This window comes from Aquamicrobium terrae, from assembly GCF_040545735.1.
Classification (GTDB): Bacteria; Pseudomonadota; Alphaproteobacteria; order Rhizobiales; family Rhizobiaceae; genus Mesorhizobium; species Mesorhizobium terrae_A.
Map to the genome: position 1 here is coordinate 347,296 of NZ_JBEPML010000002.1, position 16,502 is coordinate 363,797.

25 protein-coding genes are annotated in these 16,502 nt (G+C 60.9%); 1 reads left to right on the forward strand and 24 read right to left on the reverse strand.

What is annotated here, in order from left to right; translation table 11 throughout:
• The 9 genes from ABID37_RS04285 to ABID37_RS04325 all read right to left on the reverse strand — a co-directional run bounded on the left by ABID37_RS04285 (position 1) and on the right by ABID37_RS04325 (position 7,529).
• Positions 1-447 carry a hypothetical protein gene (locus ABID37_RS04285; RefSeq protein WP_354192842.1) on the reverse strand — a complete coding sequence of 149 codons (447 nt, stop codon included), beginning with the start codon at positions 445-447 and terminating at the stop codon, positions 1-3.
• The gene (locus ABID37_RS04290; RefSeq protein ID WP_354192844.1) at positions 444-953 is read right to left on the reverse strand and encodes a DnaT-like ssDNA-binding protein; all 510 of its coding nucleotides are present in this window, start codon (positions 951-953) and stop codon (positions 444-446) included. Before ABID37_RS04290 ends, ABID37_RS04285 begins: the two co-directional genes overlap by 4 nt.
• A gap of 5 nt (positions 954-958) precedes the next feature.
• Positions 959-1,303: a hypothetical protein gene (locus ABID37_RS04295; protein WP_354192845.1), complete on the reverse strand. Its 345-nt coding sequence runs from the start codon at positions 1,301-1,303 to the stop codon at positions 959-961.
• Between the two features lie 88 nt (positions 1,304-1,391).
• On the reverse strand, positions 1,392-2,462 hold the full coding sequence (locus tag ABID37_RS04300) for a major capsid protein (RefSeq protein ID WP_354192847.1): 1,071 nt from the start codon (positions 2,460-2,462) through the stop codon (positions 1,392-1,394).
• A 12-nt stretch (positions 2,463-2,474) separates the two neighbouring features.
• Positions 2,475-2,936 (reverse strand): hypothetical protein, encoded by a 462-nt coding sequence (locus ABID37_RS04305; protein WP_354192848.1) that lies wholly within the window; start codon positions 2,934-2,936, stop codon positions 2,475-2,477.
• 4 nt (positions 2,937-2,940) lie between these two features.
• Positions 2,941-4,098, reverse strand: a complete 1,158-nt coding sequence (locus ABID37_RS04310) for a hypothetical protein (RefSeq protein ID WP_354192849.1) — start codon at positions 4,096-4,098, stop codon at positions 2,941-2,943.
• 5 nt (positions 4,099-4,103) lie between these two features.
• On the reverse strand, positions 4,104-5,471 hold the full coding sequence (locus ABID37_RS04315) for an anti-CBASS protein Acb1 family protein (protein ID WP_354192850.1): 1,368 nt from the start codon (positions 5,469-5,471) through the stop codon (positions 4,104-4,106).
• Positions 5,468-7,102, reverse strand: coding sequence for a hypothetical protein (locus ABID37_RS04320; protein WP_354192851.1), 1,635 nt, complete (start codon positions 7,100-7,102; stop codon positions 5,468-5,470). The genes ABID37_RS04315 and ABID37_RS04320 overlap by 4 nt, the downstream gene beginning before the upstream one ends.
• Complete coding sequence (locus tag ABID37_RS04325) at positions 7,056-7,529, reverse strand: terminase small subunit (protein WP_354192852.1); 474 nt, start codon at positions 7,527-7,529, stop codon at positions 7,056-7,058. The genes ABID37_RS04320 and ABID37_RS04325 overlap by 47 nt, the downstream gene beginning before the upstream one ends.
• Between ABID37_RS04325 and ABID37_RS04330 the strand changes: the two genes are divergently transcribed.
• Positions 7,528-7,809, forward strand: a complete 282-nt coding sequence (locus ABID37_RS04330) for a hypothetical protein (protein WP_354192853.1) — start codon at positions 7,528-7,530, stop codon at positions 7,807-7,809. The two genes, ABID37_RS04325 and ABID37_RS04330, sit on opposite strands and share 2 nt — an antisense overlap.
• 38 nt (positions 7,810-7,847) lie before the next feature.
• On the opposite strand, the gene ABID37_RS04335 is transcribed toward ABID37_RS04330, so the two are convergent.
• From ABID37_RS04335 to ABID37_RS04400, 15 genes are all read right to left on the reverse strand, one after another.
• On the reverse strand, positions 7,848-8,549 hold the full coding sequence (locus ABID37_RS04335; RefSeq protein ID WP_354192854.1) for a hypothetical protein: 702 nt from the start codon (positions 8,547-8,549) through the stop codon (positions 7,848-7,850).
• A complete protein-coding gene (locus ABID37_RS04340) occupies positions 8,546-8,998 on the reverse strand; it encodes a hypothetical protein (RefSeq protein WP_354192855.1) in 453 nt (150 codons plus the stop codon). The genes ABID37_RS04335 and ABID37_RS04340 overlap by 4 nt, the downstream gene beginning before the upstream one ends.
• Positions 8,995-9,171 (reverse strand): NrdR family transcriptional regulator, encoded by a 177-nt coding sequence (locus ABID37_RS26240; RefSeq protein ID WP_435521532.1) that lies wholly within the window; start codon positions 9,169-9,171, stop codon positions 8,995-8,997. The genes ABID37_RS04340 and ABID37_RS26240 overlap by 4 nt, the downstream gene beginning before the upstream one ends.
• Positions 9,168-9,800 carry a hypothetical protein gene (locus ABID37_RS04345; protein ID WP_354192856.1) on the reverse strand — a complete coding sequence of 211 codons (633 nt, stop codon included), beginning with the start codon at positions 9,798-9,800 and terminating at the stop codon, positions 9,168-9,170. Before ABID37_RS04345 ends, ABID37_RS26240 begins: the two co-directional genes overlap by 4 nt.
• Positions 9,797-10,189: a hypothetical protein gene (locus ABID37_RS04350; RefSeq protein ID WP_354192857.1), complete on the reverse strand. Its 393-nt coding sequence runs from the start codon at positions 10,187-10,189 to the stop codon at positions 9,797-9,799. The genes ABID37_RS04345 and ABID37_RS04350 overlap by 4 nt, the downstream gene beginning before the upstream one ends.
• Positions 10,186-10,512: a hypothetical protein gene (locus ABID37_RS04355; RefSeq protein WP_354192858.1), complete on the reverse strand. Its 327-nt coding sequence runs from the start codon at positions 10,510-10,512 to the stop codon at positions 10,186-10,188. Before ABID37_RS04355 ends, ABID37_RS04350 begins: the two co-directional genes overlap by 4 nt.
• Positions 10,509-10,862, reverse strand: a complete 354-nt coding sequence (locus ABID37_RS04360) for a hypothetical protein (protein ID WP_354192859.1) — start codon at positions 10,860-10,862, stop codon at positions 10,509-10,511. The genes ABID37_RS04355 and ABID37_RS04360 overlap by 4 nt, the downstream gene beginning before the upstream one ends.
• The gene (locus ABID37_RS04365; protein WP_354192860.1) at positions 10,862-12,352 is read right to left on the reverse strand and encodes a replicative DNA helicase; all 1,491 of its coding nucleotides are present in this window, start codon (positions 12,350-12,352) and stop codon (positions 10,862-10,864) included. Before ABID37_RS04365 ends, ABID37_RS04360 begins: the two co-directional genes overlap by 1 nt.
• Positions 12,349-12,987: a hypothetical protein gene (locus tag ABID37_RS04370; RefSeq protein ID WP_354192861.1), complete on the reverse strand. Its 639-nt coding sequence runs from the start codon at positions 12,985-12,987 to the stop codon at positions 12,349-12,351. Before ABID37_RS04370 ends, ABID37_RS04365 begins: the two co-directional genes overlap by 4 nt.
• Positions 12,987-13,655: a hypothetical protein gene (locus ABID37_RS04375; RefSeq protein ID WP_354192862.1), complete on the reverse strand. Its 669-nt coding sequence runs from the start codon at positions 13,653-13,655 to the stop codon at positions 12,987-12,989. The genes ABID37_RS04370 and ABID37_RS04375 overlap by 1 nt, the downstream gene beginning before the upstream one ends.
• On the reverse strand, positions 13,655-15,010 hold the full coding sequence (locus ABID37_RS04380) for a DNA-methyltransferase (RefSeq protein ID WP_354192863.1): 1,356 nt from the start codon (positions 15,008-15,010) through the stop codon (positions 13,655-13,657). Before ABID37_RS04380 ends, ABID37_RS04375 begins: the two co-directional genes overlap by 1 nt.
• A 103-nt stretch (positions 15,011-15,113) precedes the next feature.
• Positions 15,114-15,668: a hypothetical protein gene (locus ABID37_RS04385; RefSeq protein WP_354192864.1), complete on the reverse strand. Its 555-nt coding sequence runs from the start codon at positions 15,666-15,668 to the stop codon at positions 15,114-15,116.
• Positions 15,669-15,679: 11 nt separating this feature from the next.
• Positions 15,680-15,901: a hypothetical protein gene (locus ABID37_RS04390; RefSeq protein ID WP_354192865.1), complete on the reverse strand. Its 222-nt coding sequence runs from the start codon at positions 15,899-15,901 to the stop codon at positions 15,680-15,682.
• Positions 15,902-15,916: 15 nt separating this feature from the next.
• A complete protein-coding gene (locus tag ABID37_RS04395) occupies positions 15,917-16,042 on the reverse strand; it encodes a hypothetical protein (protein ID WP_354192866.1) in 126 nt (41 codons plus the stop codon).
• A gap of 19 nt (positions 16,043-16,061) precedes the next feature.
• Positions 16,062-16,487: a hypothetical protein gene (locus ABID37_RS04400; RefSeq protein WP_354192867.1), complete on the reverse strand. Its 426-nt coding sequence runs from the start codon at positions 16,485-16,487 to the stop codon at positions 16,062-16,064.
• Positions 16,488-16,502 lie beyond the last annotated feature (15 nt).

Genomic DNA, 16,502 nt, shown 5'->3' on the forward strand with positions numbered 1-16,502 from the left:
TCAGCCTCGAATAATGAATTTGTGCGCTGCCTTCACACCCGCGCCAGGTATCGGAACCCGCTGGAGCGTGGTGAACGGCAGCCCATCGATATTCACGACCTCCGGCACAACGAGATCGAACGGGACCTCCACGTTCGAAGCGACTGGATCGTCATCGCCGGTCCGCGTCGATATCAGCGCCATCCAGTCGGCGCAGATCAGCATCTGGTCGGACGCTAGGACGTTGGTGCCGTCGACCAGTTCTTTGCTCACACCAGAAACTGCGCCGCGCAGGAGATAGGTCTTGATGGTAATGGCGCCTTCCCACGGCTCCCATGTGGGCCAGTCGGACGGCATCGGCTCTTGCTCAATGCGCACCACCGTGATGGCGCCCTGCCCGAGACCTCCGGCACTCTCTGGCGCCAGCAGCTCACGGGCCATGTCGGCCATTTCACCGTAGAAGCTCATGGCCCGATCGACCAGATGCCGATGCCGATCCCGTCCATCTCAGGACAGAGGAACGGCGTGACCATGCCGGCGATACCCGCATCGACGTTACCAACGACGCCAGTGACGCCACCTTCGGCCGCCGCTGCGCTGTCGAAGAACTCGCGCTCGATTGTATCGACCTTCTGGCGCTTCACGCGACGGTTCGGATCGATTGAGCCCGAAGCCCATCCGGGATTGGTCGCCTCAAGCCAGGCAGCGCGATACGACGCGCGCACCCACGCCGTTGGGATCACGTCATCGGCAATCGTCTGACCGCTGACCCGGTGTCCAGTGCGGGGCCATGCCCGTTCCTGATCGAACCCGCCCGTAGGCGAACTGCATGTGAGCATCGGCCCGTAGGTGGCATCCACATAGTCGCTACCGCGCTGGCGCAGGGCGGCGACGGCCGGCGCGTCAGCGGGAAGAGAAAGCCCCTGCCCGCTTAGCCACACCTCGAACTCCCCATCGCTCCCATAGCCAGCCATCGCAATTAGCCCTGCTTGCTGGCTTCGACGTAGGCGCGGCGATCATCCTCGCTCATCTGGTTGAAAGCGTCGGCATCGGCCTTGGACAGGCCGGTCAGATGCACCGTCTCGCCCTCAGTGACGTTGAACCGGCCACCGCCATGATGCTCAGCCTTCAGGCTGGTATCGGCCTCCTTGCCCTTGCCCTTGGCCGGGTTGGTCACGGCCTCCTTGCCCTTGGCTTCGCCTCCGGAGATGACGCGATAGCGCCCGGCCCAGCCCTTCGGGGCTTCCTTGACCGTCAGTTCGGTCCCGACCGGGATTTCGCCCTTGGCACCGAAGATGCCGCCTGCGGTGATTTCGATCTTCATGTCAGTGTTCCTTTGCTCTCTGGCCATGACCTCACCGAACGGGCCGACACTGGGCCGGCCCGTCTCAAAGGCCATCTTCAGGGAATGATCAGTTCACCACCACCGAGTAAAACACACCCGATTTCCCGTTCCAGTCGGAGCGGATGTCGAGGCCCATCGCGCCCATGACAAGGAAGTTGTAGTCATCGACCGGGTTGGTGCGGACCATCGCCGTGGTGTTCACAGCCATCCCGATCAGCGGGCGGATGAAGTTCGCGTTCGGCACGAAGCCGAAGAACTCATTGCCGCTGAGCTTCCACGTGACGACGATCTTGTTGATGCGCCGGTTCGTAAGGACGAAGTCCATGATCCGACCGCCCTTGAACCCAGCCGATCCGGAATACTGGCGGTCCCAGTTCCGGGCGATCTCCGGCGAGATGTAGAGGTTCACCGGGCTGGTGATCAGGTTCGCGTCCAGCATGGCGCCGAACGGCCCGGTGAAGAACTCGTCGATCTCGTCGGCGGTGGTGGTCGGATCAGCCAGATCGATGTTTGCCCCACCAGCGGCGCTGCCGAGGTTGATCGACTTCGACGCAGGATGGTTGCGGATACCGTAGCCAACCGCACCCTCGAAGGTGATCGAGGTGTCCCCGTCCAGTGCATAATCCGCCATGTCCTCTCGAATCGCGGCGGTATGGTTCTCCTGATCGTCCGACAGGGCGTCGAAGTTCTCAGACTGGAAGGTGTTCCACTCGCGCCAGGACCGGCCGTAGCCAGTGTTGAATATCGGCACGAGCGTGCGGCGGTAGTCGTATTCGGTCTTGCCCATGACCTCGGGCACCTGACCGGACAGCGACCGGCGGACCGTCCCGGCATCGCTCGAAACGCGATATCCGAAGGCGATCTTGCCGATATGGACCGGGCGGGCCAGCGCCATGAGGTCGGCCATGTAGGCCTGCCCCTCGTCGTCGCGCATGACACGGCGGGTGATATCGTCCATCTCCAGCCACGCGTCACGTGGCAGGATGGCAGCCGTGTTGGTCACGAGGCCCGTACCGGACGCGAGTTCCGCCATGCTGTTTTCAACAACATGGAAGCTCTCACGCTGGGTCGAGACCTCGGCCCACCACTGAGCGTGGGGGCGGGAGTTCGCGACCAGCTGTTCATCAAAGTAGCGCATGTCGCTTTCTCCTTATGCGCCGGCCGACAGGTAGCTCTGCGATCCGGCGGGCCGGATACGGATGAGCTGGTCGGTGCCAGTGTTGTTGTTGAAGACCTCGTCGGCATAGGCGACGACAAGATCGGAGGTGGCGGCGATCCCGAGCATGCCGTTGGCCGCCGGCGTCAGCGCAGTGCCCACGGCCGGGATGTTCACGCCGGTGGCGATGCGAGCCGCATAGATGACATCGTCCTGCATCTCGATGCCCAGAACGCGGTCATCGGTGTCATAGGCAGTATCGACACCCTGCATGGAGAGGTAATTCTCCTGCGCGAGCCAGACCTTGCCGACCGTCGCGGCACCGGCGAGTGCAAATTTGCCGGCGGTCACCACGACGAGACAGCCAGGCTTGGTGGATGCTGCAGCCGGGAATTCGAGCACCTGCGGATCGTTCTTCCGCGCCGGCCCGAGGATGATCTTGGAATAGCGGCCCATCTGATCAGCCCTCCGCCTTCGGCAGCTTGAAGCCGCCCTTGTCGCCGCCAGTGGGCTTGAATGCGCCGTTCAGCGCAGCCGCCTTGCCGGGTTCGGCCTTCTTGGCGAGAGCGCGGGCCGCGTTGAGCGTAAGCTCCTTGGCCGCATCCTCATCCAGAAGGTTGGACTTCACGATCTTCTCGCGAAGTTCGGTCAGTTCGGCCTCATCTTTGGCCTTCTGGTTGGCGATGACCTCGTTCTGGGCATCGACCAGCGGCTTGATGGCGTTCGCGACGGCGGCGCCGACGGTCTCACCGATCTTGCCGAGGCTTTCCGAGAGGGCGTCAACCTTCTGGGAAAGCTCATTGAGCTCTTTCTCGCTCATGGCATCTTCCTTTTCATTGGTGGAGGTTTCCCGCTCGGAGCCGAACAGATCGACTATTGCGGTCTTCATTCGCTCGATGAACGACGCTCGCTCGCGGCGCTCCAGAGCACGGGCGATGGAATCCACCGCCCATCCAAGCTCCCGATCCGCATCGTCTTCGATGACGGAGTTGATCACCTGGATTTCCTTGCCGTCGCGGACGGCCTTGTTCACAAGCATGCCGACGCCCTGATCGGGCGTGGCGGCACCCGCCTCGCCCAAGAGGATGGCGTCATGGTCGAACTCGATGTCGGAGGCGATGAAATCGGCCTCATCATCATTGTTCGTCGCGGTCATGATTGCGTAGAGACCGGTCGACGTGTGGATCGGCTCACCCTTCTCGATGGCGTTGAGCACCGCCTTACCGCCTTCAAGCTGCATGGCGGTGGCGACGTCGATCACCTTGTCGAGGAAGACGCGGCCATTCTCACGCCGGACATTCCGGTTCCATGCGCCGATCCAGCCGCGCGCGAGCCCTTCAGGATCCTTGGCCGAAACGAACTGCCCCTCGATGTCGGGATGGCCAAGCGGTGCCGGCGTGTTTTCCAGCGAGGCAAAGCCCTTCTCGATCTCCTCGGCGGGATAGCGCACCCTGTTCATGACGATATTGTCGGGCAGCGTGGCGCTGGGCACGATGATGTAGTCGCGGCCGTTGCGGCGCTCCCTGCGGATCGACGCCGCGTTGACGGAGGTGTGCACGTTGACGCGCACCGGGTCGCCGGCAGCGTTTCCGCTCCGGTTGGCAAGCAGTTTCGGCATGTCGACTATTCCTCGGTTGGCTCTCGCGCAGGCGGCGTGATCACGTCCCGATCTTCGTCTTCGTCGCGATACTTGTCTGCGTCGCTCAGCGGCTCGTAGTCGGCGGCCGCGCGGATTTCCTCGGGCGTGAAGACGAACTCCCCACTGTCCTTCATCTTCTGGTTCACGTCCGCCATTTTGACGGTGCGCTCGATTTTCTCGCCCATCGAGGTTTCGGTCAGGTCGGTCCAGTCAAGATGCCAATCACGCTCGGGCAGGATGCCGAAGCGCTCCAGCCGGTTCACTAAGGTCATGATGTTTGGGATCACCTGCCCGGTGCGGCGTGACATGTTCGTCTGCGCCCACTCCTGCGCGTCTTCCGTGCTGGCACGCTCGCCGGTCTGCATGCCGATAAGGATCTTGATCGGGATGCGCATCGAGGCCGCGAAGGACTGAAGCGGCGCCGCCCAGAAGTGCTCCGGGCTGGGCAGCGTCACACCGAGGGTCTTAGCTTGCATGCCCTGCAGCATGAGAAGCTGGTCGAACCCCTTCTGCCAATCCGCGACCTGTTCGTTCATGCGGTCGGCGATCTCGGTCTCCGGCACGCCCATGACCTTCGCCATGTCCCGGATATTCGCCTCCTTGTCGACCTCGAGCACTGGAGCCGACTTGGCGTTCTTCCAGAAACCCTCGCCGCCCGCGCCCTTGATCTTCTCCATATCGATCAGGTCGTTGTAGCCGGGCTCCAAACTGGATCGGCCGTGAATGGTCCCGTCTCGTGACCAGATGATGACGCGATCAGGATGGACGTTGAACGCACGAGGGTTCGTCGTCTTCCCGACCGCCGCCTCGTTGAACTGGTACATCTTCGGCTGGCCATAAGCCTCAGATGTTTCGTCATTGTCCCATTCGGAAACCTGAAGTTGCCCCTCCCAGACCGGGACAAGCTCGACAACACCATCGATACCGCCCGGCACCGTGTCGACTGGCTCGGAAAACCGCTTGCCGTCTGCCAGCCGTAGGATCACGCCTGCGTAACGGCCCACCATAGAGCGGCGATCAGCTTCCGACAGGTGCATCCAGACGCGCAGATCATCGAATCGCAGCCGGATTTCCTTCTCCAGCTTCGTTTCCTTCTCGATTGTCCCTTGGCTGCCGTCCCGTTCCGCCTCCTGCAGGAATGGCTTGTCCTGCCAGGTCTTGTCGATCGTCTTCTCGACCGCAGCGTGGGCAACACCGTTGCGCAGGTAGATGCGGTAGAGATCATCGAACTTCAGGTCGGTCGGATAGCCGAAATCCCGATAATGATCATGCTTCGGCGCGTTGAAAAACGCCGGAAACATCCGGTCGAGACGGCGCTGAAACTCGTTGGTGACGAGGCGCAAAACAGTCATGATCTGTGCCTCTTCATCAGGAACATGGCGACCGATGGCGCCGCTGGCGGGTCAACGAATGTGAGCATCAGGGCGTCCGCGTGATCCGGGCTGGCAATTCCGCGCTTGGCTAGGGCTTCCTTGCGCTCGATCACGATCTTGCCCTTGTCGTTTCGGCCCCACTTCACCAGCGATAGTTGCAGGCATAGCTGGTCGCTCTCCCGGTCACCGCTGGGCAGTGCCAGAAGATCGGTCAGCGGATGCTCGCGCCCGTTCTCCTTGCCCTCGATCCACAGCACATGCTCGTGCGTACGCTGTAGGGCGGTTCGACAGAGCCACCAGATCTCAGCCTTTAGGTTGCCGAACATCTCCTCGGATGTGCGACCGTCCGGCCAAAGCCGCTCGGATGGCGAAATACCAGTATTGACAGGGACCACGGCCAGGTGAGCGAAGCGCTTTGCCCGTTCGGCATCGGCGGCAGTCTCATTGTCGTCGCGGTGCATCAGCGTGGACGAGACGCCGGCGCCAACGCCAGGCGCATCGAAGTTCAACGCGTCGCAGCCTGTCTCGACGGCCGTTTCCAGTCCCCACCATGCCGTGCCGGTCGTATCCGGGTGGCCGCGGACCTTGGGCGGAAGGACAATCGGACCCTTGCGCGGGATCGCCACAGACTTCGCTTTACCCGCGCCTACGTCGAGGCCGACGACACCAGCATTCGATGGCTTGAGCCTCGGTTCCATCGCGGCGAGCCGCTTCGCGCTCTCCACCCACAGCGCCGGGATGCAGATGCCCTCGACCGACGCGGTGTAATCGATGTCGTATTCCGACGCCCACGTCGTGGGGTCCGAGAAACTGGCCTGCTTGGCCGCAGCCCATTCTTCGGTCTTGCGCGGGTCATCGCGCCAGTGCAGGCGCATGATCTGATGCGGCTTCATGATGGAATGGCGCTTGCGGGCAAACAGGTTGCCCATGCCATTGACCGACGACACCCACATCACGCAATCAGTGTTACCCGACAGCGCCTTCTCGACCGCATCAGCGTTCGGCACGAAGGCCGCCTCGTCCACCACATAGAGCGACGAGCGGCCGCCACGGCCCATGTCCTCGCCGCCCTCGCCCGAGATCACGGATCCGGTCGCGGGGTTGACCAGGCGCATGTAATTGTCGTGCTGCGCCCAGTTGAAGCCCTCAGGCATCAGTTCGGGCGGCTGGCGGCGCGCCATGATCCGAAGCTTAGCGAAGATGCTGTCCGGGTTGTCCTTCTTGTCGACATAGTCGACCTTGCGGGAGCCGAATGTCGTCTTGAAGCCCGGCACGAAAAGCCAGCGGTGTAGCGCAAAGCCGGCCGTGAGGTATGTGGCGCCGGTGTCACGGCTCTTTTCGATCAAGCCCTCTTCGCCGGCATCTACCAATTCGCCGATCTGGAGGAGGATTTCCCGCTGCTTCGGCCAGAGGCGGAAAGGCACATACGGGCTCTTCCGCGTGCCATCCGGGTTCCGCTCGCGCGTCAGGCGCGGGTCGTATGTCCAGACGTGTCGGTCGAACCAGTAAAGAATATCGGCCGCGCACTTCTTGCGTTCGATTGCCCATCCACCGGCCTGGCGCTCAACCTCCCGCTTCGCCTTCTGCTGCTGGATCGCCGACCAGTCCAAGCTTCCGGAGAACCGGATAGGCTCTTTCAAGGAGCGCAAGTTCATCATCACTGAGTGAATCCAGCTTCTCGGCCGTGATGGTCACCTGCACCGAACCGCTCAGCCTGCGGTTCTCGACGCCGAGGCCGAACAGCTTGGCCTTGCCCATGGTGGCTTGCACCGCGGCGCTCGACTGCTTTTCCTGCAGGGCAATCGCGCGGGCCTCCTCGAGCTCTCCGGCGAGGCTCTCGACGGTCACCTCGACCTTCTTGGCGACCTTCTGCTGAAGCTCGGCGACGCGGGCGGCGATGTTACCCTTTGCTACCAGCCGCGAAGCATGGGAGCGGTTAGGCTTATACCCAGCGTCGGCATATGCCTCGGTTGCCGTCTTGCCCTTTGCAAGGGCTTGGGCAAATGCTTCATGCCTTGGGTTCGGGAGGACGGGCATGAACCGAAATCACCTTCGCAAACGAATACTGCATCAAGTTGCGCTGCTTCGGGCGATGGCAGATCGGCTTAGCGACATTGCCGAATATCTGGAGAAGACAGCGAAAACCCTATCCCAGAAGCCGATGAGAATAAGTCGAAGCGAAGTCGACAATGAGTCTGATTCTGTAGCCGCACTAGATCCAGCGGCGATCGCAACATCCCTCGCTGCGATCGCCAAGGACATGACCCCAAACATGGATCAGATTACAAATTCCAAATACAACCGGAACTACGATTGACCTGATACGCAGGACAGGGTCCGCCTGCGATCGGATGGTTATGCCGCCTCTTTCTTCCGCTTGGCAGCGAGCCGGGCAGCCTCTTCGGCCTTCCTCAGCGCTGCCTGTCGTTGCCGCTCCGCTTCCTCGCGGCGCTGCTTGTTCACCTTCTCGATGTGTTTGGCGATTTCGGCTTCCGAGCCGTGAATATGGACCGGGATAGCGTCATCCGCGCGGTGGTAAGGCGTACGCTTCACCTGTGCGCGGCTATCCGAGGCTACCTCGGTTGACACGCGTTCTGACTGATTTTGCGACACGTCGTCAACTGGCATCGTCAACCGAGTTGCATGGTTTCGGTTGAGATTGTCCGCAATCTGTTGACAGCAGCGGTTTACAGCGCGTTCGAAAGTTCGCTTTACCCAGCCGTTTCGGTCGCACCACTTGGCCAACGTAAGGCCTTTGCGGGTGGTGATGAAGCCATAATCGTAGACCAGCTTGCGGTCTTTCTCGCATAGCCAAGCGTTGATCCATGTCCATGTCTCTTCCATTCGGGAAAGAGCACCGGGCGCGGGGACACGCTTGATCCGGGTCGGCTCACCGCGGCGGTAGTCATCCAGATACTCTTCGAACAGCTCGGACATGCTGCCGAGCATCCGGGGACCAAGGGCAGCGGGCGACATCAGAAGCGTTTCGGCCGCCTCGACTATGCGGGCGCGCACGGCGTCGTACGTCCATGCCTGATATGTGACGTGAATGGTCATGCCGCTCGCCTCCAGTCGTCGGGGAACATGTCACCCTGGTCCTCGCTGTAGAAATGGTCGGCCAGAAGGTTCAGCATCGCCTCCCAGACCTGCTGATGCCGGCCCTTGACCTTCTTTGCCCTTCTCCGGAGAGCGCCGAGGTCGATCCGGTCGAACTCATCGAAGAGATCCAACCCGCGCTCGATCAGCCACGGCATTGTCAGAAGCAGTTCGGATATGGCGGTGATCGTTGCGGCCCATAGCTCGGTCGCATTGCCTTTGGTTTCTACGATAAGCCTCAGAACCATGGTCAGGTGCCCCTCTCCGTGCCGTACCACCTTCTGGAGCGTCGGCATGCAGAAACAATGCTTCGGTCGCACGGAAGTCGGGCTATGACGGCTGGCATCGAGCACCTTGACGCCAAGCGCCCGTGTAACCTTGTAGACGTTGTGGCCGCCGGATTTGCTCATTGGTGATCCTTCCGCCGCCGTGGCCGGCCCACAATCTTCTCGATGGTGGTCATTTTCTCCCCGCACGACGCGCAAATCCTGGTTCTGCGCTGGGCCTCGTGGATGGGTCGGCTATCCAACGTCCGGAGCATCCGCTTCCCGCAGGCGATGCAATGAAGGCCGACCGGCTTCACGATGACCTCCCGCCGAATGCGCGCTCAATATTCCATCCGCGATTGAGCCGTGCTTGTGCTGTATTGTAGTTGACGCCAGACATCTCGCAGGCTTCCGCGACAGTCACATCTCGGCCATTAAGGCAAACAATGCGGTTGTCCCTGCGGTTTCTATTTTGTTGGCGACCTGTGGCCCATCGGACATTTCCGGGTTCGTAGCCGCGATTATTGTCGATCCTGTCGATCGAATGCCTTTTTGATGGTCGATCGGGAATATCAGCGATGAAGCATTCGAGGCCGGACAGCTCGCTTTCGCCGATTTCCCACCTGGGGCAAACAGTAATGCCCCTCCCGCCGTATCGGTAGTAGTCCTTGTTTTCTGGATTGATGCAACGCTGCACCATACCGTACCAAGTGCGATAAAGCTCGTGCTGATGCAGGCCATGAGTGGCGGTTCTGTCGTATCTCAGACATCCGCACGATTGAATGCGACCGACGCGCAGATAGATGCCCGCGACAGTCGTATTGGTGCCACAATCGCAACGACAGAGCCAAAGCGCCTGCTTTGTCGCATTGTACCCACACATGGACACCGCCACGAGGCGCCCATATCGGTTTCCCTTCTCGTCCTTGTATCGCAGCTTGCTCATCCCGCCATCTCCCTTCCGAGTGCGCTGCGCTCAGGGATAGGATCGCCCATGATTATTCCGGTCAGGGAACGCCGATCAGGGAACCTGTCCCATATCCGGCGCCGCTCGATATGCTCGGGAGGAATGCTCACGGTACGGTCCATGCCGACCAAGGCCATGTTTTCCACGGCCTCGCGGATCATTTCCCGCAATTCGCGCGACCTTCTGCGGGCGCGCTCCGGATCCGGCTTCCGCTTCTGCTTGATCGCTTCGGCATTTCCGTCACGGTAGCGGGTATCGTATTCGAGCCTTTTCCTGCGACGGTTCTCAGCGCTGCAGGCAGGGCCACAGGTAATGGCACGGGGCTTGGCCTCGAACTCGGCGTCGCAGATCACGCATCGCTTGGTCATGACGGCTCCTCCTCCATTGCTGGAGAGAGCAGTGCCGTGAAGATGCTGATGTCGGTCTTGCGCGTCTGAATCTTCCGGAATCCAGAGTGGTGATGCCAAACCTTTCCGTGCTCGACATCAACACATCCGACAAATATGCTCGGGCCTTTATGCCTTCCCTTCGCGAACCGTTTTCGGATGCACATATCGAGGATCGCGTATTCCTCCCCTATCGCGAGGAAAGGAACGCGGTTGAGACGCTTCTTGCCACTGAAAGCCCCTATCTTTTCGGGGTATCCGACAAAGATGACGCGATCACCGATTTTCCAGTCGAGATAACTCACGACGCTCTCCCCGACATCACGATCAGCTTCTTCCGCCCCGGCCGATAAACCGTCTCGGCCTGTTTCACGTCTTCCCGCTTGGACTTCAGCCAGCTTTCCGCGTCAGCCAGCATCTTGGCCTCCATGCGGGCCTCTGCCTTCTCGGGGTCGATCTGGATCGTTGCCCTGATTGTTGGGTTCAAACGCGCCAGATAGGCGTTCTCCGCCGCGTCCACCGCCATTGACCGGCTCGGGAATATGATCGGCTCACCACCTGATTTGACGATGCGCCACGTTCTTTGCCCCGGTGGCAGGAATTCGGCCGAGTAGCCGCCTCGGAACTGCTTCGCGCGCCAAGGTTTGATGTCCATCAGAAAAACCCCAGAGGATTGTCGACAGCGGGCACAAGCTCGGGCTCGTTCTCGCTGCCTGTTTCGTAGAATGTGGTGGTGGCGCCGTCCCATCCGCAGTCGGATTCGCGGGGCCAATGGCTTTCGCGGGAAAGTGCGAGAACGATCTTGGCCTTCCGCTCCTGATCCGAGACCATCGATTCCCATTTCAGGTGAAGGTCGGAGTGCTGCGGCGGCTCGTGCTCTTTCAGGAATACCGATGGACGGAACGGGATAATGACGTGATCTGCGTCGCGCTCCATGGCGCCGATAAGGTCGGTATATCTGGGACGACGGGCGACGATCTGGTCAAGGAACTTCTCATTCAGCGGACCACGCTCTGCAAATGTGTTCTTCTTTAACTGGGCGCATCCGATCACCGGGCATTCGATCTCCCGCGCAAGCTGCTTCAGGTTCATGGTGACTTCCTGCCCGAACTCCCATTCCGACATGGCCTTTTGGCCGCGGCCGCGCTCGACCAGGCCGATATGATCAATGACGATGAGGCCCGGCCCCTTCTTGCGCACGAACAGCTTTGCCCGCTCGACAATCGCGTCGACCGTCAATCGCTTGGGCTGGATGAAGATCGGAAGGTGGATGTGGTCGGTACGAAACTGGACCAGCCGTTCAAAGTCCGCCTCGACCACCTTGCCGCGCTTCTGGCGGCTCACGGAAACCTTGGTCTCGCGACTGCTTTCGCGCATCGCCAGTTCGGCAGGAGACATTTCCCCGGAATAGAACCAGACCGGGCTCCCCTTCTCTGCTGCGCCCATTGCAAGCTGGCCTGCCAGAGCGGACTTCCCCTGCTTGGTGGCACCGCCGAGGATGATCAACTGCCCCGGTGAAAGCGGGCCGATCAGCTTTTCAAGCGGTGAGAAGCCATAGGAAATGCCCGACGTCTTTCTACCGGAGAATGCCGAGTTGGTGATTTCCAAGGCATCATCGAGGGCGTCTGCGAATGACACCGCACCGTAGATCGCATCGTCTCCGGCCATGGCGTCGGAAAGATCGACAATCGCCTTCTCCGCCAAATCGTTCGGATCGCAGTCGACCTCGATGTTCCTAGCCGACGAAAGCATTTCCTCTGCGATCGACACGAGCCGTCGGCGCTTTGCCATGTCTCTGATGAGGCCGGCATCCGTGATCAGGGATGAAGGATTTGCTGCTGTCGCTATCCGGGCCAGATAGGCTGCCACGGTAGCGGGCTGCCCCTCAATACGAAGGTTCTTGTAAGTCTCGGGCAGGAAGGTTTTCACGGTGATCGGATTTGCCACCTTCCCCGACCGCACCATGTCGGAGATCACCTCATAAACGTCCCGGTGCATGGGCTCGAAGAAGTGCTCCGGCAGGAGATAGTCCTTAATGTGAAGCAAGGCGTCATTCGCGAGGAACAGTGTTCCCAGAAGGCTTTGCTCGACCTCGATGTTGCAGATTTCGGTGGGCGCTTGAAATTCGCGTGAATAAGCGTTCATGCCGTGGCCCTCTCGAAAAGGTCACTTTGCAATGGTAATTCGCCCCACTGATCGGCCATCGCCTCTGCAATGCCGGGGAAGAACCTAGAGCGTTCTTTCCAGCGGTCAGGACCGGGCGACATATGATGGACGCGCGGTTCTCTGCCCTCGACTATATTTGTCGGGACGAGCGGCGGCAGGTTCTTGAGCCACAGGCACGTGCGCTTTGTTTCGCCATGGCCGAACTGCCACGGCTGCACCGACTGCACCGGCTCCTGATAATTGCGGATGCGAGCCTTGGCATGCTTGTGCATCACCGGGTTTTCGACTGCGATCCGTTCGACTGGCGCATTCCAGAGGTCCGAGAACAGCGCGGCGCCGGCATCGAGGTCGGCCCACATTTCATCGAGGGTGCGGCCGGCCGGCGGCGCCGAAAGCCAGCGGACACCGGAATTGCAAAGCCGGGTACACGGCGGGTGCGCCACGATCAGCATATCCCAGCCATCGTCGAGGATGCCGCGGACATCGCCGGTGATGTGCTTGTTCGACCGATCTTCCGCTGGAAGAAGGTCGCAGGACCACGCATCGTGTCCGCGGGCCGCAAATGCCCGCCTGACAATGCCGGAAAACTCACAGGCTACGAGAATGCGTCCCATTAAGCTGCCACCTGCAGGTCAAGCTTCTTCTGGGCACGCTTGGCTGCGGCCTTGGCCTTTTTCTCGTTCCGACGGCGCTCCTGCTCCTCTTTGCCACCTCGGATAAGCCAGAACATCATTCCGAGGGCATCGGCCTCGTTGTCATTCTTGGGGCGCAAGCCGCGCTTCGCGCACTCGGCCATGACAGTTCGCTTCAACCATTTGCGACGCTCTTCGAAACGTTGCGCATCGGGAAGCCCGGCACCAACTTCTTTCGGAGCTTTGGTGCAGCCGATATATGCCAAGCGCCAGTTATCCGGCGGGCAGGTTCGGGGATATGGAAGGCCCTTGCGTTCGCACATCATTTCCAGAACCGCGAGCCAGAGCGCCGCGGTGCGCCGGCCGGCCTCGCTCTTCTGGGATCCGTAGGATTCGCCTTCGAGAATGATCTCGACGTCTTCGCCTTCGATTCCATGCTTCCGCATCAGGGCATTGAAACAATGCCAGAGGTTCCAGGCATATTGGCCGCGGCGGCTGCACTTCTTACCGTCCTCATCGCGGGTAAGGTCCCATGTGCCGTAGAACAGCCGCTGGCCCACCTGCCGGCGTTCTTCCTCCGGCTTGTTGCTGTCGTCGACCAGAAGGCACCAGCCGAACTGCGTTGCAGGGTCGAGGGTGAGTTTGTGCATCACGCGGCCTCCCCGCCGAAGAGCGGCCCGAAATCTGCAGCCTTGGGCTTCTGTGGCACCCGCCACTCGGTTTCGATGCGACGCTGCGCCATCTCGGCATATTCTGGATTGAGTTCGATCAGTGCAGCGCGTCGACCGTGCCGTAGGGCGACGAGGGCGGTCGTTCCGGCGCCCCCGAATGGATCGAGAACCAGACCGCCCTTGGGACAGCCGGCGCGAATACACCGCTCGGCTAGTTCAGGCGGGAACGTGGCGAAATGAGCATCAGAGAATGCCTGCGTTGCCATAGGCCAGACAGAGAGCGGGGCCGGCTCGAAATTCCGCAGCAGCCGACCATTGGCCTGCTGTTCGGCTTTCTCCATTTGGTCCCACCGATCGTTGAAGCCCGCATGTCGGCGGGAATGACCGCGCTGCTTATCAATGGTCTTCCCCGCCTCGCGACCGTTGCGGTGGTGCGATCCATGCCCACCAGGACCAGTGTCCCAGCCGTCGGGCATCTTGATCCGCTTGTTGCCCGTTACAACGCGCGGCCCCGGCACACCCCCAACATACGATCCGCCCCTAAAGGTTGCGGCGTCCTCGTCGGACGTTCTTCCCTGCCGAACCGCCTCCGCATCATAGTAAGAACCGATACGAATCCAGCGGGCACCATCGCGTTCTGGGTCAGTTATGAGTGGGCAACGCTCCGAAAGGTCGGGGAAGAAGCTAATCTCGCCGGTATCGCGGGCGCGGTAGACTTCGCCGTCGTCCGATTTGGTCAGCAGGAAAATCTTCTCGTGCGCCGTCGATGGCCGTTGAGCGCCAGAACTATCCGGCATCGGGTTGGTCTTGCCCCAGACGATTTCGGATCGAACCCACCATCCTGCGTCCTGCAACGCTATGGCAAGCCTATTCGGGATCATGCAGAGGTCTTTTGCCTTGAGAACCCCTCCACGCCTATCGAAGTGCTGTCCTTCCCCGCCATTGCTACGAGATTGGATCGGTCCGACAGTCGAGAACGGCTTGTCGCGGAATGTCCGATCGTCATTGCCTTCCGCCTTATAGGCTGCAGCGCACCTGCCGTTCGGCGTCGTCGCATAGCAATCGCCGTAGTTGAGCCAGAGCGTGCCGGTCGGTTTCAGAACGCGCTTCACGGCCTCGAACACACGCACCATGACGTCGAGATGCTCACCCAGAGTCGGCTCCAAGCCGATCTGGCCGTCGACACCGTAGTCGCGCAGCCCCCAATATGGCGGCGATGTCACGACGCAATCCACGCTATCAGGCTCCATCGCAGCCAGAGCCTCGAAGCAGTCTGTAACCCATAGGATCACTCGCCCATCTAGGAACTGCCGATAATCGGGATGGACGCTCATCTCACCACCGTCATGAAAATCACGAAGGCATAGGCCGAGGTCACGGCCAGCCCCCAGATGCAGTTGATGAAGAACAGGCGACGGGTCTGCGGAGACACAGGACTTACTCCGCGGCTTCGGCAAAGGGGTCGTCGGCATCGTGGCCGGAGATCAGTTCGTCGCCGTCTTGCTCGGAATTCCGCTTTTCCATGGCCAAGGCGAGATCAGACAGCATCTGCTCCTGCGCCTTCTTCCATGACGCGGACCATGCCCGGCCCATAGGGCTGTTGGCATCGTATGGAGGCTCGCAGTCCTTGCCGGCAAAGCCTGCTGCCTCGCCTTCTCGCGCTGCACGATCCTCGCCGGGTTCGCGGTCCACATCACCGAACAATTCCGGCTGAGCACCGATCGGCAGAGCAAACCACTGCGCAATTTCGGCTTCCCGCTTGATGCGATCGGTCAGGATTTCCGGGTCTTCGATCTCCGCGCACTTCATCATGAAGTCGATGTCGCTGAGAACGATTCCGTCGGCCTTCGCCAGCCTGCGCAGGCGCTTGTACTCGGCCTGCTGCTCGGCAACCTTGACCTGCTGCGCGCTGATCGCCGCGAAGTGATGGAATTTGAGCGCCTTCCATTCGGCCGGCGTCAGTTCCGAGTTGTGGCCTGCTTCTGCGTTCATGTCGGGGCTCCTCAGAATGGGATTTCGTCGTCAAGGTCGCCGGGCCGCAGATCGATGAACTGGACATCGACCTTCTCAACGGCACCGACGGTTTCGAGAATGAAGAAGCGGACACCGGGGACCATTCGCGCCAGCCGCTCCGCTTCTGTACGCGCACTGTCGAAAGACTTGTGTCTGGCCGTGGGAGCACCCTGCCCCGCGCCGTAGACCATCCAGAACCGCTCGTTGTTCATGCTGATCACCTCTCGTCACCACGCCGTGGCGCGCTGGATGGATGGGCTGGGTTCACTTCCGAACTGGACCGAGGCATTGGCGATGAGCACCAGCCCGACCACGACCGCGACCGCGGCGGCGAATGCGAGGACCGGGCGCAACCGAATTCGCTCGCCAGCCTCAGCCTTGAAAATCAGCGTCGCGCCGAGCCCCTGTATCCTGCCGCCGGTCCACAAGAGGGAACGACCGGCCATAACCAGGATCGATCTGCTCAAGCCGACGCCTGAGTGCTTCTGCTTCGGTCTGGGCGATGAAGAGTTCGTGTTTTGCACGGCTCAGGGTTTCCTCGTTGTGCTTTGCCAAGGCTTCGCGGATCGCGTCGGCAAGATCGGCCGGAACGCGCTTGATCTTCCGCCAGCGAAGGCGCTCGATTGTCGTGTGAGGCAGGCGCGCCGCGCGTGCTGCCCGTGTGATCTGCTCTTTGGCAGAGCCGTCACCACCAAGGACGCGGACGGCTGACGCCATCTCTTCCTGGATTGCTTCAACTCGATACATTTCCGCCTCGCGCCGTGGATTTTCCGGTTCGCGCCGTGAGATTTCCGTCATTGAGAAGTGCTCCAC